At 40.9% G+C, this 14,524-nt stretch carries 10 protein-coding genes and 1 pseudogene; 9 read left to right on the top strand and 2 right to left on the bottom strand.

Translation table 11 applies throughout. The features are described from left to right. Nucleotide 1: 1 nt before the first annotated feature. The 4 genes from K6Y31_RS04730 to K6Y31_RS04715 are packed head-to-tail and all read left to right on the top strand — an operon-like array spanning nucleotide 2 to nucleotide 4,588. Complete coding sequence (locus tag K6Y31_RS04730) at nucleotides 2-1,909, top strand: helix-turn-helix domain-containing protein (protein WP_233051696.1); 1,908 nt, start codon at nucleotides 2-4, stop codon at nucleotides 1,907-1,909. Further along, nucleotides 1,902-2,804, top strand: a complete 903-nt coding sequence (locus K6Y31_RS04725) for a TniB family NTP-binding protein (protein ID WP_233051695.1) — start codon at nucleotides 1,902-1,904, stop codon at nucleotides 2,802-2,804. The genes K6Y31_RS04730 and K6Y31_RS04725 overlap by 8 nt, the downstream gene beginning before the upstream one ends. Beyond that, a complete protein-coding gene (locus K6Y31_RS04720) occupies nucleotides 2,797-3,915 on the top strand; it encodes a TniQ family protein (protein WP_233051694.1) in 1,119 nt (372 codons plus the stop codon). Before K6Y31_RS04725 ends, K6Y31_RS04720 begins: the two co-directional genes overlap by 8 nt. Next, complete coding sequence (locus K6Y31_RS04715; RefSeq protein WP_233051693.1) at nucleotides 3,908-4,588, top strand: hypothetical protein; 681 nt, start codon at nucleotides 3,908-3,910, stop codon at nucleotides 4,586-4,588. The genes K6Y31_RS04720 and K6Y31_RS04715 overlap by 8 nt, the downstream gene beginning before the upstream one ends. Before the next feature lie 36 nt (nucleotides 4,589-4,624). Here K6Y31_RS04715 and K6Y31_RS04710 read toward each other — a convergent pair whose 3' ends face one another. After that, the gene (locus K6Y31_RS04710; protein WP_233051692.1) at nucleotides 4,625-7,120 is read right to left on the bottom strand and encodes a UvrD-helicase domain-containing protein; all 2,496 of its coding nucleotides are present in this window, start codon (nucleotides 7,118-7,120) and stop codon (nucleotides 4,625-4,627) included. Nucleotides 7,121-7,179: 59 nt separating this feature from the next. Continuing rightward, a complete protein-coding gene (locus K6Y31_RS04705; RefSeq protein WP_233051691.1) occupies nucleotides 7,180-9,096 on the bottom strand; it encodes a hypothetical protein in 1,917 nt (638 codons plus the stop codon). 576 nt (nucleotides 9,097-9,672) lie between these two features. Here K6Y31_RS04705 and mblB point away from each other — a divergent pair. The 5 genes and pseudogenes from mblB to K6Y31_RS04680 form a co-directional block, all read left to right on the top strand. Further along, nucleotides 9,673-10,878: an anti-phage 6A-MBL system MBL-fold protein gene (mblB, locus tag K6Y31_RS04700; RefSeq protein ID WP_233051690.1), complete on the top strand. Its 1,206-nt coding sequence runs from the start codon at nucleotides 9,673-9,675 to the stop codon at nucleotides 10,876-10,878. Next, nucleotides 10,871-12,661, top strand: a complete 1,791-nt coding sequence (locus tag K6Y31_RS04695) for a ThiF family adenylyltransferase (protein WP_233051689.1) — start codon at nucleotides 10,871-10,873, stop codon at nucleotides 12,659-12,661. Before mblB ends, K6Y31_RS04695 begins: the two co-directional genes overlap by 8 nt. Continuing rightward, nucleotides 12,630-13,136, top strand: coding sequence for a Mov34/MPN/PAD-1 family protein (locus K6Y31_RS04690; protein ID WP_233051688.1), 507 nt, complete (start codon nucleotides 12,630-12,632; stop codon nucleotides 13,134-13,136). The genes K6Y31_RS04695 and K6Y31_RS04690 overlap by 32 nt, the downstream gene beginning before the upstream one ends. Next, the gene (locus K6Y31_RS04685; RefSeq protein ID WP_233051687.1) at nucleotides 13,126-13,653 is read left to right on the top strand and encodes a hypothetical protein; all 528 of its coding nucleotides are present in this window, start codon (nucleotides 13,126-13,128) and stop codon (nucleotides 13,651-13,653) included. The genes K6Y31_RS04690 and K6Y31_RS04685 overlap by 11 nt, the downstream gene beginning before the upstream one ends. Nucleotides 13,654-13,974: 321 nt before the next feature. Then, nucleotides 13,975-14,400 (top strand): annotated as a pseudogene (locus K6Y31_RS04680) (HNH endonuclease family protein); the annotation flags it as partial. Between the last annotated feature and the right edge of the window lie 124 nt (nucleotides 14,401-14,524).

Raw genomic sequence — 14,524 nt, 5'->3', positions numbered from 1 at the left:
TATGAAAAGAGAGCACGTCAGGCTAACACTTCAGCAAGGAAGCGTTGTGTACGTTGGTAATCATCCATACACAATTATACAATTAATCGACCTTGAGTATATTTTAGTTGAAAGCACAATTGACGGTAACATCAAACGACTTAGAATATCCGATACAACAACAGCCCCACTTGACGATAGTCCTGTAAAAACAACTCTTCACGCCATAGATGCTCTTCCAGATAAAGACTGGCAAATAGCGCAGAAACGATTAGAAATAATTCGTCCTCTCGCTCATAAGGCAGGAAGAACCGTGGAAGATGTTGAGCAAGTCGCTTTATCCTATGATCTCCATCGAAATACTATCTACAAGTGGTTACGATTGTATGAGCAAGGGGGATTGTTAGCTAGCCTAGCACCAAATAAACGAAGTGATGCAGGGAGCCGCAAACTCTCTCCAGAAGCAGAAGCTATTGTTTCTGCCTGCATCGAAGATGAATATTTAACAAAACAGCAAAAATCAATTTCAATCTTGTATACCGAAATAAAAAGGCAATGCCGAAATACAGGTATATCAGCTCCCCATGTCAACACCATTCGAGGTCGAGTGAACCAACTAGCTGAAGACCTGAAAATCAGACGTAGATTTGGTTCTAAGAAAGCCCAAGATAAACTTCATATGAACGAAGGTGCTTTCCCTCATGCTGAGTACCCTTTGTCTGTAATACAAATTGACCACACTCTCTTAGATATCATCCTTGTTGATGACGATCACCGCCTTCCAATGCAAAGACCTTGGATAACAATGGCTATTGATGTTTATAGCCGCTTAGTCGTAGGGTTTTACATATCACTGGACCCACCGGGTTCAGTAAGTGTTGGCGCATGCCTTTCCCATGCAATTTTACCTAAAGATAACTGGCTAGCTGAGCATGATATTGATACACCTTGGCCATGTTGGGGGATCCCTCGAACAGTCCATGCCGATAATGCCAAAGAATTTCGAGGTCGGATGCTTCAACTAGCATGCGATCAATATGGCATCACTTTGGAATGGAGACCTGTAGCCAGACCACACTTCGGTGCGCACATTGAAAGATTACTAGGAACGTTCGCAAAAAAAATTCATGCTTTACCAGGGACAACATTTTCCAATACTGTTCAAAGAGAGGGATATGATTCTGAAAAAGAATCTGCCTTCACGTTAAAAGAGTTAGAGAACTGGCTTGGCCAACTCATAGTCAAGTCATATCACCATAGCTACCATACAGGAATTAATTGCAGCCCTATGTCCAAGTATGAACAGGGAATACTTGGTAACTCAAATAGCAAAGGAGTGGGGCTACCAGAACGAATTAGTGACGAAGAGACGTTACGAATTAACTTTCTGCCTTACGTTGAGCGCACCATTCAAGCTTATGGTATCCAAATTGACAATGTTTGTTATTACCACGATGTTCTTCGAGTATGGATAAATTCAACCGTTGAGGGCCAACGTAAGGTCAAAAGAAAATTTATCTTCAGGCGTGATCCCAGAGATATATCTGTTGTGTGGTTTTTCGACCCACAACTTGAAATGTATTATCCCATTCCTTACCGTAATACTTCTTTCCCAGCCGTCAGCATTTGGGAGTTCAATGCTGCCTTGAATCGCTTAAAAGAAGAAGGCAGAAGTACTGTCAATGAAGACATCATTTTTGATGCTATAGAAAAAATGCGTGTTATTGAAAAAACAGCAGTACAAACCACTAAAAAAGCACGAAAAGCCCATCAGAAACGCAAATCGTCCTCAAGAAAGTCTATCCGATCTCAAATAGGGAACGAAAGCCTGAGTAATCCAGTAGTTCAAGAAGAACAATATATTGAAGAGGAAGATGACTCGCCCATTTTACCGTTTGATGAATTACTGGATGTAAAGCGATATGACTAATACAAATATCAGTGAATATGCGCACCTTAGCCAAGCTGCAAAAGAGTATATGGAGTGTGATAAACAAACACGGATCCAATACATACGTTCCCCTCGATGGATTGGCTATCCAAAAGCGCTTGAAATAATAGAGAAGCTAGAGGACCTACAATCGTATCCTCGACGCCATCGCATGCCTAACATGCTAATCGTGGGAGAAAGCAACTCAGGTAAAACCATGATTGCTGAACGTTTTTTAGAAAAAAACCCTCCATATGAAAGGGAGGATAACGAAGGGGTAGTTATTCCTGTATTATTTGTTCAGGCTCCGCCTGTTCCCAGTGAGTCGAGATTGTACAGCAACATTTTGGAAAAAATGTTTGCTCCATATCGTCCCTCAGACACAGCTGAAAAGAAGCACTATCAAGCTATTCAACTTATGAAATACTGTAATGTGCAGATGCTTGTAATTGACGAAATTCACTCAATTCTCGCCGGAAACTTGGAAAAACAACGTGTTTTTCTTAGCGTGCTGCGCAATTTAGGTAATGAACTCAAAATACCTATCGTGGGCCTCGGTATTAAGGACGCTCTAAGAGCAGTAAAAACAGATCCCCAACTAGACAACCGCTTTAAACCCACCATTTTACCAAGATGGGAGTACGGACAAGATTATAGAAGGCTTCTCGCAAGCTTTGAATCTATGCTTCCACTCGCACAGCCGTCCAAACTTTCTGCTCGCCCCATTGCAACAAAATTGCTTTCAATGAGTGACGGGTTAATTGGCGAACTATCTGAATTGCTTTCTGAAGCTGCGGTTCAAGCAATAAGTAACGGGAAGGAATGTATTGATTTACAGCTCTTAAATGACTTGCAATGGCTCTCTCCTGGCGAAAGAAGGTTACAAAATGGTTAGCCCAAAGCTGCCATGGCCTGCCCACCCTCAGCCTCTTCCTGACGAAGTGTTCTCATCCTGGATAGTAAGAGCTGCTATGTGTAATGGTCAAAAACTGCGGAGCTTCCTAACCATGACAGCGCCTACTATGCGTTCGGTTTCTAAAAGCATAGATACACACGTATCTGACCATTCATTGAAGCAAATAGCGTTCAAAATGAAAACAGATTATGCCACTGCATATCAAACAACAATGCAGTCTTATCAAGGCTACCTTTTTGAAAAGGAATCAGATAAGTCCTATCGCAAACAATGCGTTCTTAGTCTCGGCGAAACTAGAAATGATTTGAACTATCAGCAATATTGTCCATTGTGCCTCAATGAAAAAAATCCGTACTACAGAAAAAGATGGCGCATCAGCTTTATCACCGTCTGTGAAGTTCATCATTGTAAGCTTTTAGATAACTGTTATTCCTGTCGAGCTCCAGTCAAAGTTATAGGGAATGATCAAAGAAAAAAAAGTCGTGTTTATGCGGGTTCCTTTACCGCTTGCCATTGCTGTGCGTCCCCTCTAGAAAATGCTCCTGTTGCCCTTGCCTCACCCGTCGTGATAAATGACACCAAAAAGTACATCAATATACTTACGGCAGGCTTTGCGCAGCTATGCCCTGAGCGATGGATATATTCTTTCTCTTTCTTTGCCGTATTACGTCATATGATGCGGCTCACCTTGGAAAAAACAATACCCACTGGTTTGCTGAAAATTCATGATGTCGATGCTTTGCCCATCGACTTAAGGTACTACGCGTTAACCAAACTACCAAAAGTCTTCTCTAATTGGCCAGGCAACCTGCTCAAGATATCTGAGAATATGGGTATTTCATTCAGCGATTTTTCACCACTAACAAAAACAACAAGTACCTTTCCTTATTGGCTTGACGAAGCGGTGCGCCCAAAATTGTACAACCCCAATATTGAACCGACACAAGAGAGCATTCATAACGCAATCAAAATCATGCTCTCTAAAGGGATGAAAATAAATATCACGACTGTAAATTTATTCATGGGTTACCGAGACTCAGAAAAAATTAAAACACTGGTTAAAAAATGGAGAAAAAACAACTATGTGTGATGATTACGACAATTACCAATCTGGTGACAATGAAGGTGAACACTTTACCCCCAAGATCCCCTTAACGTCATTGAATGACAGTGCTATGACTCAGCTTAGGAATATGTTGAGAGAGCTACCTCATGATGAGAAGGTTGAATATCTTGAGCAATGTAGCGATTTTGAGAACAGACTAAACCGCAAGCTACAAGACTGGGCAGAAAAACAGAACATTAGCTATCTTGCTCAAAGGATGCAAAGCCAACATCCTACTAGCTCTTGTAATTTACTAGATTGGATAGATTTTTTAATTGAAGCCGCATCCTGCGCTGAAAGCTTATACAGAGTTGATGAAAGCGCGATGAAAGAACTCGCATTTACAGACCCAGGAGCTTACGCCCAAGCACTAATCTGTCGGCGCAATAGCGATCAATGTAAACACGTTGCCAATACGGGAACCTTTACACGCAATGAACTTAAAGAGTACGTATCCAGCCAAATGGGCGTTCCTTTCCCAGGGGATCACAAGGCTTGGTACATATACATAGAAGAAAACGCAACTGAATTTCCTCAATTATGGGCGAATCAATTAGAGCGTATAAGCCCATTTTTGCCATTAAGTGCATTGAGTGAAAAGTCAACAATAACGAAACAATTAAAATATCTGATTAATAAAAATAGCGTAGATGATTAAGCCTGTAAAGAGAGAAGGCCCTAGTGCTTCATCGCTTCATTTTAAAGCACCGGCCATGACATTCCTGGATTCGTCCGTTGACGAAAAAAACCAATGCATGGCAATTTTTGCGCGAGTAATCCCGACATAAGCAACTCTAAGAGCCTCATCTGTTTGCATAGCATTATAACTATGTGGCCTACCAGCAAGTCTATAAATTCCTTCACGAATGGGGTGTTTTTCTGGTTTAAGTATATCCCCAAGAAGGATAACACACGACGCCTCTAGCCCTTTACTGCTATGAATAGTTAGGCTTTTAATAACAGCTTTGCCATTCATTTTTGTATCACGAATTAACTTAATGATGCCCAAAGCAAGCTCGCTGTCGAGAATTTTGTTTTTGGTTTTCAGTATGTATATGGGTTTTTCTGGTGTTGGATTGAACCTAAAAATGGCATCCCTTAGTACCTGCTCAACTTTCTCAAAGTCGACGTCTTCGTATTGTCTGCCATTTCCTTCTTTAGTTAAAGGGGGATAAAAACAGCACTGTACCTCAGGGTGAGAGTCTAGACCTGCCTTGGCCATATAACCTTTATTTGATGATTTCAATCGAAACCGTTTTGTGACTAATGATGCAGTATCAAGCACTTGTTTAGCGCTTCTATAGTTTTCAGTTAATAGTTGCGTATCGGGCACATGAGGAATACTAAAGCACTCATCAAAATTAACAATGAAACTAGAGCAGCTTCCTCTCCAACCATAGATAGACTGATAATCATCCCCAATACAAGTGATACTGCTTTCATCGTAAGTAGACGCTGTCAATATTTGTTTTTGGGTGTTGATAAAGCTAATCATCAGAGGCGAAATATCCTGAAATTCATCTATCATCAAATGTTGTAATTTATCTAACGATAGCTGACTTTTACCCGCCTCCACTCCACCAAACCGATGAAATATTTGATCAAACGTGACAAGCCCCCTTTCAGTTAACAAACAATTCCACGCCTGATGAAATTGAATAGCAAGCTGCATAAAAATACGATCATCCATTAACAGAATTTTAAAATGTTTCTCAGCCTTGCTGAACTGTATGTTACACAGCGGTACTCCCATCGAGTAGCTAAAGTCAATTAGCTTAGCAAATTGATTAACAATACTATTGCCTTTTCCGCCAAACAAAGAGCCAATATCCCCCTGACATATATAAGAAAAATCAGGAGCGATCATGTCATTTTTGTCTATCCCAGATAATGCTTTCTCAACAGTAATAAGAACATTAACTTCTTTCGCGCTGAAAACGACAACGTAATCTAATCCTGCATATGCTGCACAATGGTTATGTCGCTTGGTGATCTCCCAGTTCAACTTAGATGGTATAAAGTCGGTATAAGGTCGGCTAAAAAAAACCCTAATGCCTGAAGCTGGCAGTAAAAGATGGTAGTTCAGGTTGACGTCACCAATCTCCGCGCTACCTGGTCGATAGAATTCCTGAAACGATGTATAGCCTGAATTATATTGCAGCCAAAGTTCAAAACTCTTATCTGATAGGACCTGTTCTTTCGTACCATCATACCTTTTAGGGTCTTTCATTGCCTTATAAGTAAGACGCTTTGACAAGAAGGACCGATAAAGCTGCATAACTCCACTCTGGAAGCTTTTGTCTTTACGGAACAATGAACTATATAGCCCAAATTGCAATTGCTCCTGAAGACCTATAGTTTGACTATTACTTGCCCTCACTTCCATAAGATTTGGTATGTTGCTTCCATCAGGATCGTCAATACTAGGTCGATCTTTTTCCTTATCAAATAGCAAGGCCTCCGTAGATGAACCGAGCTTCTGGTGAACTTCAAACGCGAGAGAATGAAAAGTCCTAACGATCGATTCGGCCTTCTTCTTCGATAGCTCTTTTCCTCCCCACTGAAAAAACCTCAGGCGTAGTTTAGCGATAAAATCTTTTCTAGATTCAGTGGTAAATGTGCAAACAGTTATTTGTTCTATAGGAATATTCAGGTGAAAATGAAAAAAAATAACTCTAAGAATTAGTGCTGTTGATTTACCTGAACCGGCACCAGCGATATTACAAACAGCTGTATTTCGGGCAAAGATCAATCCTTCCTGCATTTTACTATATCTAACTGGATTTTCAGGGTTATTATGATTGATTTGCAGGACCTTGTTTTTGAAATCCTCAATATGTTGGCTCATTATTTTTAAGTCGCCCGACGGAACGGCTGGACGAGAGGGGGTTGTTTTCTTTCGCTTATGATAAACATCAAATAAATTGCAACCAAGTTCGTAGTCAATCTCTTGTATCTCTTTGAGTTTGTCATGAAGACTTTCGATTACATTTATTTTTTCAAGCAATGCTTCATTGAGTGCTTTACTTTTTTTCTCTAGAGCCCTATTTTTTTCTTCAAAATCAGAGTGCCTGTCAAATAATACTTTTTCCCTTCTATTATTTTTTTCTATCACTTCATCAAGGGTGAAACGTTTAACCAAACCAAGCATAGATAGACACTTGTCCCAAAAACTCTGTTTCTTATTCACAAAAACCCCTAAAAAATCAAAATCGATACTTAATCATTCTTTGGCAAAAAGTGCCTCAGCTAGGATTTCTCTAAATCAGGCTGACTTACACGTTTCATTCCAGATGCAGCTTTAATGTTCGTGACTATACGGCGTCGGTGGTCTTCTGGGCTCGCCAGCGTGGTGTTATCTGGGTGACTTAATGGCTTGATATGATGGAGGAAGGCTAGATAATTATTTTTATTATTCTTACTTAACCAGGTGCCTGAGTTTTCCGCACACTGTCGGAACAATCGTTGAAGATCGTTTTCGGGTAATACGCCGAAATGTTTTTTTGAACGAATAATTAATAAAGCAGGGGCATCAAGCTCTCCCCACTGTCCATTAACGCACACAGTCCGCCTTTCAACTTCAATAATATAAAAAACATTTGAAAAAGCAGTCACTTGAGCAACCAATGCACGTCTGAGCTTTTTCCCTGAGCTTCTGGACCCCTTGATATAATCGATATATCGCCACTTACGATCACGACCGGTTTCAGTCCTGGTTTCAGGAAAATATGAATAGTCATCATCGAAGCCACCCAATTGTGGATTAACCCGAATAAATTTGACGTTCTTCACTTCAGGTAACCTAGCAATATCCCTGCAGACGAAACGAAAAATTTTTAAACGGCAAATAGGATAATCAAACAAATGAATTTTCTTTTTACTTTCAATTCCTTCTAAAAATGCGAAACTGACAGGAGCCCCTTCTCCATTACTATCACCATCACCAGCATTTCCACAATCAACATCTATTGTTATCGCTCCTTGCTTGGCTCTGAGAGATATATCATTGAAGTGTTTTTTTATAATTTGTTTGTTGTTCAGACCTGTATGCTCAGTCCCGGCACGGGATTTGAGCAATAATTTTAGCTTATCAATCTTTCTAATAGGCTCTTTAGCGGGTATTAGCTGTAAGTCTTTATCATGTTTAGCATTGATCCGAGGCGGATATTTTTTCGAGTTTTCTAATGCCTTTTGCCGTTCGCTCCTCCCTATGGTGTCACCAGGATTATCTCTGTAAAAATCCAGCGTCTCAAAAGGCATATCTGCTGAGCAGGATAGGATTTCAAATACAATAAATGGCCCCGTGATTTGATCTCCCGTTAAGTACTTTCCCCTGAATTTAAGATTTGTAAGGCCTTCTATTGGAAGCTTAGTTTTAGGGCCTGTATTACTGTTTTGAATATTTGATCCCGACGGAAGCTTCGTATGAAATTCTGAATGACAGTGAGTCAACGCTAAATTTTGACTAACCATTCTATAAGCTTTGTTAGTAGCGCTGTCCCAGGCTATGCGTGCAACATCCGCTGCGGCAGCATCATCGACTTCCTTCCTTAATTGCAATAGGCCTTTACCATCAACAAGTTCAGATTTATTTGGATCAAAAAGTTTGTCAAATGCTAAGCCAAACTCAAATAACTGCGAAAAAACATAAGAACATCTAGCGAAATATGCTTGTAAGATAACCCAGTGCGGGATGATGATTACCTGTCCTGATGGCAAAATTAGCCTTTCACAATAAACTCGAGTAGCGGATTGATGGTATGGATGATTTTTGAAGGGGATCAGGAAAGAGCCATCGGTAAACCTGTGATAGGAAAAATAAGAATCTGTATTTTGAGACGAAACATTTATACTGCCGGTTGAAAGTTGCAAATAGTCAGGCGTAGAAAAATACTTGCCTTTATGCCAAATATCCCCTATTCGAAAAATCACCAAATATTCTACTGGAACCTGAACCTTGAGAGGATTTCCATGATCAGTCGATGTTTTATAGTTCAGATTTGAATTTTTAGGATGCTTAAACAACTTCGACAGATATACATCAACGAGCACCTGGCTCCTTCTATGTCCCTGCGCTGAGTCAACATATGACAAGCAACCAAACCAATCCACACGCCAAAAATTGTCATCATGATTAGTGATACTTTGTATTTCGAATTCTTCCATAATCAACCATCATCATCTAAACACTGATAACAAGAATATCAATTTAATCTATTACACTACAGTAATATATAAATACAACATTATGGGTAACTATTTACACACTGGAGACAAAAAATAAATAAAATAAAATCAATTCCTTACTTAACTACGATGCACGTCACACCAACAAAAATCAATTAACCGTCAATTAATAACTCTGTTTCTGTTGAATTATTGACCATAAACCCCAATATTAGTGTGACAAATAATTATTGAGTTAGGTTCGATATGTCGCCAGATAACAACGAGCAACCAAAAGATTCCTCTACTGATTCTTCGATCCGAGTATTAAGCCTTAACGGTGGTGGTACGAGGGGACTATTCACGGTTAGTGTCTTAGCTGAAATAGAACACATTATTGCGAAAAAAAGCAGGGATAGAAGACGTTAATATTGGTGACTTATTCTCATATATCTAATGAAATAGCAAAAAACGTACCGAAGTTATAGTCTTCAGGCATTGTGTTTTATTTTTACTAGTCACTTGATTTTGAAATAATTTCACACGTCCACCACCTTCTTTTTAATGGAGTAAGTTATGACACTACCATCAATTGAGGTTTTTCCCGTTGGCAACGGAGATATGACCCTAATCACTACAGAAAATGGCAAAACAATTCTAATTGACTGCTATCGCAAGTCCGGCTCTGATTACGACTTCCTAGAGGAAAGACTAAAAGACCGCCTAAACACTGACGATAAAGGTCGCCCTTACGTTGACGTTTTTGTTCTCACGCATCCAGACAAAGACCACATAACGGGCTTCAACACGATGTTTTATAGAGGCAATCCGGATGATTGGGGTGACAACTCAACTAGGATTCGTATAAATGAAATTTGGTCTTCCCCTCGTGTATTTCGTCGCGCGACTGCAACAGGCTGTGATGGCAACAACACTCTCTGTGACGATGCGGTTAAATTCAACACAGAAGTGAAACGCCGAGTTAAACTTTACCGTGAAGATGGCTATAACTGCGGCGATGGTAATCGCGTTATCATCTTGTCTTCTGATGAAGATGGCAAAACTGATGACATTTCGTCTATTGTAGCTGAGCTTTACACTTCATTCGGCCACATGTCCGGTATTGATGATCAATCACTCAACGCCTATTTGCTCGCACCTGCCGACAAGCAAGAAGTTACTGAAGACGAAGAAGAGCTAACAAAGAATAACTCCAGTGCTATTATCCGTTTCGATTTAAGCCACACATTCAATGATGAAGGCCTTAACGAGAATGCAACCTGTACAAAATCTTTCCTCATCGGTGGTGATGCGGAGGTTAAGTGCTGGGAGGTACTTTACGACAAACTTGAATCGACAGGGCAACTTGATGAGCTTGCTTACGATGTCCTGCTTGCACCACACCATTGCTCTTGGCGTTCACTATCTAATGACAGTGAATCAAAATGCGATGACCCACAACTAAATGCGTCTGCTCGTGCTGCATTGAGTTTTGCCAACAAAGATGCATTAATTCTTTGCAGCAGTCACGAATTTGGTTGTTCAACTCCACCCTCTCAATTAGCCAGGGATGAGTACGAAAAAATCCTAACTGACAATAAAGGAGGGAAGTTTTTAGCTGTTGCTGAGCAAGGCGAAGATAGTGACGGTAAACCGAACTCACTATTCATAACTTTTGCCAACAACAAACCTACGAAGACAACAAAGACCAAAGCACGTAACTTCTCTAAGGTTGTAAATCCGACAGCAGTTAAAAAAGACGGAAAACGCACATATGCCTAATGAACGCGCAAATTCTATTGATGCGTTAGGCCAACTCCTTTTCACAAGGTATTCGGCTAAACGAATACCCGAAAAGGATTTGCAGGGCTTGGGGATACCCTCAAGCCTGTATGCGGCAAATTGGCGCATACGAACCGACATTAAACACCCAGAAGATGGCAAGACAATCCAATTGATAGTGGCAGCCAGACCAAGCTTCCCTTTCAGTGTACCTCATATCTACACACACCCTGAGCTGGAAATCCTAAAGTACCCACACGTTGAAGAGCGCGGGAAGCTTTGCGTTTGGGGTGATGAGGTGTCTTTTGATCCGCAAGACATTACTTATGTTGAGCACTTGATCAAAGATAGTCATTCACTGATAGAAGAGACTATTTCCGGAAACCTCGATGATGACTTTAGCGTTGGATTGCTAAGTTACTGGAGTCGATCGTTTAAAACATCATCAAAAGAAAAGAAAGCCACAAGCCTATGCAACATCAGAAACCTTACAACTCGTAAGATCCATGTGGCGTATGAAAGCAACAAAGGCACTGTCTTTGCCGACACAGAGAAGCAACTTAAGAGCTGGCTAACAAATATTGGGATCAAATCAAACCAAAAGTTTTGCTCAACTACCCTGCTTATCAATCTAAGTGAGGCTTGGAAGCCATCCGAGTACCCCACTAATCTCGGAGAAATTCTTTCTATACTTGAGTCTCAGTACGGTGATCCGGTTCAGGCAGCAGAGGCAATCACCATAGTGTTAGGCTCTAGTCGTCGCTATCCTGCGTTTTTAATCCAGACAAACACACCTAATGGGGCAGTAATTACAGCAATGAATTGCGTTGGTGGCATAGGAACGAGAGGTCATGCAGGGCTACTCAACCTATACGAAGCCAAAATAGGCAACGGCTTTAGAGACAGCATTATCCCCCAACGCTTTCTAAATACTAGATGTATTCAATTAGGAGTTCGCGGTATAGATATAGAGCGAAGAGACCCGTCATGGGTTCTAGGTAGAGACTCTAACTCCTTCTTATCAACAACTAGTGGAACTACCATTGGCATTATCGGACTTGGCTCTGTAGGCTCTAGTTTGCTCCCGTTACTCATCAAGGCAGGCTTCACTAGGTTCGTGCTGTGTGACGGAGAGCCACTTGAGGCCGCAAATGTAGGCAGACACCTTCTTGGCATGAGTTACGTTGGGGTGAACAAAGCAGAGGCATGTAAACGTCATATAGAAAGGGACTACCCATGGGTAGAAGTACTACATGCAGGAAGTCAGGAGTGGTTCGAGGACGATACGACCATAGACTTGCTGACTACAGAGTGTGACTTAATGATTAGTGCAACTGCGGAATGGGCATCAGACAAGGCTATACAAGAGCGAATAGAAAGTGGGAAACTGAAGTGCTGCGTTGTTTTCTGCTTTACTGAAGCGCACGCTGTAGCCACACATTGCTATATAAATAAGGCTGGCAGCTTTAGTTATGGCTCTTTATTTGATAATACTGGCGACTTACTAGAGAGCTGTGCCAAGTTCGAACACCGAACTACCAAGCCCACCCACTTCTGTGGTGGCATTTTTCAACCGTATGGCGGCATAGAGCTTAGCTTCGGTCATAGCATGATAGCAGAGGCTGTGACCGAGCTTGCTTGTGAAGGTATTCAAACAGATAGTTACCGAGTGTGGGTAGGTAGTCGTAAGCTTCTGCTTTCGGCAGGCGGTGAATGGAGTCATAGTTGGGAGCAAAAATACGGAGAGATCGATGATGGTTCAAAAGTCCTTAAAGTTCTCTAGCAAAATGGCACCAGTTCAATTTACCTCCCAGTCACTAGATTGTCTATCGGTGTATTTTTCAGAAAAAGCCATAAGTCAGTTGCATCAATATAAGCAAACCGGAAACAGAGATGAGGCAGGTGGCTTTCTATTTGGAGTAATTAGCTCAGGAGCCGTTACAGTCCAATCTGTGTCTACTCCTAGCAAAGCCGACAAAAGGTCACGCTTTGGTTTTTCATGGGATAAACGTGAAGCCAACAAAACAATACAAGAAAATTTCAAAAATGGACTGCATTATCTCGGTGATTGGCATACTCACCCCTGTAGTATACCTACCCCCTCTTCGGATGACACACAAGCGATTCGAAGTACTTTTTTAGACTCTCAGCATCAGCTTAATTACTTCATCATGCTGATCCTTAGCACAACAGGGATCGAGCAAAGCCATGTCGCCTTAACTGACGGCAAAAAGGAATATCGATTTAATGTTAAATGAACGACAGCAAGCATCATCTTCAGAAAATCCAGTAGAACCTCGGGATTACACATGGAAAGATTTGTGTGGCGCTTTAGGTGTGGGTGTCTACCTACTTTCCTTATTAATTGTGTCCATATGGGTTTGGTATTTGACAGGTATAGATGACTCCCCTAAATGGGTTGTGTCGATTAAATCTATTATAGAGTGCGTGCTAGTTGCAGTCAGTGGCGGTGTCCTGTATTGCCTTCGAGCAGTGTACTTGAATTATAGTCAAAGAAAGCAATGGGATTCAGTTTGGTTAGTTTGGTATCTATTCCGACCAATTGCTTCTGGCCTAATGGGTTACGTTACCTACCTTGTTATCACGGCGGGTCTAGTTGCAGTTGGCTCGACCTCAGTAGAACATCCTGAGACACTGCTGTATGCTCTATCGTTTTTTGCTGGTTTAAATGTGGATGGTTTTTTAAAGAAGTTTGAAGGACAGGTATCGAGCTCGATGAAAGTTAAAGGAAGCCGACAAACGCAAGGTTCGTAAACTTAAGCAGTAGTGTTCCAAAAAACTACGTTTGAGAAAGTATGTCAAAGTGGGGAGTCAACACACTTATCATTTGGGATAGGAAAGACAATCAAAAATTTTTGTTTGAGGAGATGATGGTTTCATACGTCTTAAACCCGTCTTGGGGCATAAACAGTTTAGAAAATGCAGCGTAAAGATGAGATCGCTGCCTTTTTAGTATGATTATAAAAAGTGCTTGGTATGAGACTACCAACACAGATGCTTGAAATAACCTTCACCAGAAGATTACCTTTTCAGCATATTATTTAATCGTTTTTTAAGAATAACTCGGCGGCTCCCATGAAACTATACCTGATACCTTTATCCATCATCGCTTTGATCACAACTTCAAATGCACTATCTCAAGGAAATAAGACTAATCAATCATTTAGTAAAGCAAAGAAGAACCTTGAACAACTAGTCTATATGGATAATCGTGAAACGATTTATTGTGGTGCTCTGTTCGATGAGGCTAAAAGAGTAATTTTTCCTCAAGGCTTTACCTCTATCAAGCATGCTAAGCGTTCGCATCGCGTTGAGTGGGAACACGTGGTGCCTGCCGAAAACATGGGTAGAGCTTTTTCGGAGTGGCGTAATGGGCATGAAGAATGTGTCAGCTCGAAAGGAAAAGCATTTAAGGGCCGCAAGTGTGCTGAAAAAGTTAATATAGCGTATCGGTATATGCAAGCTGATATGTATAATTTATTTCCAGCCATCGGTGCTGTACCTGTCAAGGCATTTAGTAGACATTATCTCGCAGCCCTTTAACTATCTACTTTTTTCGGGATTCCACTTTAATAATAAGTTGACATAACTTTACCTGATTACCACTTAAACTCCGCTCCATTGA

The sequence above is a fragment of the Motilimonas cestriensis genome, assembly GCF_021295315.1.
In the GTDB taxonomy this organism is placed as follows: domain Bacteria; phylum Pseudomonadota; class Gammaproteobacteria; order Enterobacterales; family CBDFNC01; genus Motilimonas; species Motilimonas cestriensis.
Note: the sequence above shows the minus strand (reverse complement) of the source record. Positions and strands in the feature narration are given on the sequence as shown.

Bases quoted from the DNA above. Each gene is read 5' to 3' on its own strand.
- K6Y31_RS04730 (WP_233051696.1), top strand. From the start codon at position 2: ATGAAAAGAGAGCACGTCAGGCTAACACTTCAGCAAGGAAGCGTTGTG.
- K6Y31_RS04725 (WP_233051695.1), top strand. From the start codon at position 1,902: ATGACTAATACAAATATCAGTGAATATGCGCACCTTAGCCAAGCTGCA.
- K6Y31_RS04720 (WP_233051694.1), top strand. From the start codon at position 2,797: ATGGTTAGCCCAAAGCTGCCATGGCCTGCCCACCCTCAGCCTCTTCCT.
- K6Y31_RS04715 (WP_233051693.1), top strand. From the start codon at position 3,908: ATGTGTGATGATTACGACAATTACCAATCTGGTGACAATGAAGGTGAA.
- K6Y31_RS04705 (WP_233051691.1), bottom strand. From the start codon at position 9,096: ATGGAAGAATTCGAAATACAAAGTATCACTAATCATGATGACAATTTT.
- mblB (WP_233051690.1), top strand. From the start codon at position 9,673: ATGACACTACCATCAATTGAGGTTTTTCCCGTTGGCAACGGAGATATG.
- K6Y31_RS04695 (WP_233051689.1), top strand. From the start codon at position 10,871: ATGCCTAATGAACGCGCAAATTCTATTGATGCGTTAGGCCAACTCCTT.
- K6Y31_RS04690 (WP_233051688.1), top strand. From the start codon at position 12,630: ATGATGGTTCAAAAGTCCTTAAAGTTCTCTAGCAAAATGGCACCAGTT.
- K6Y31_RS04685 (WP_233051687.1), top strand. From the start codon at position 13,126: ATGTTAAATGAACGACAGCAAGCATCATCTTCAGAAAATCCAGTAGAA.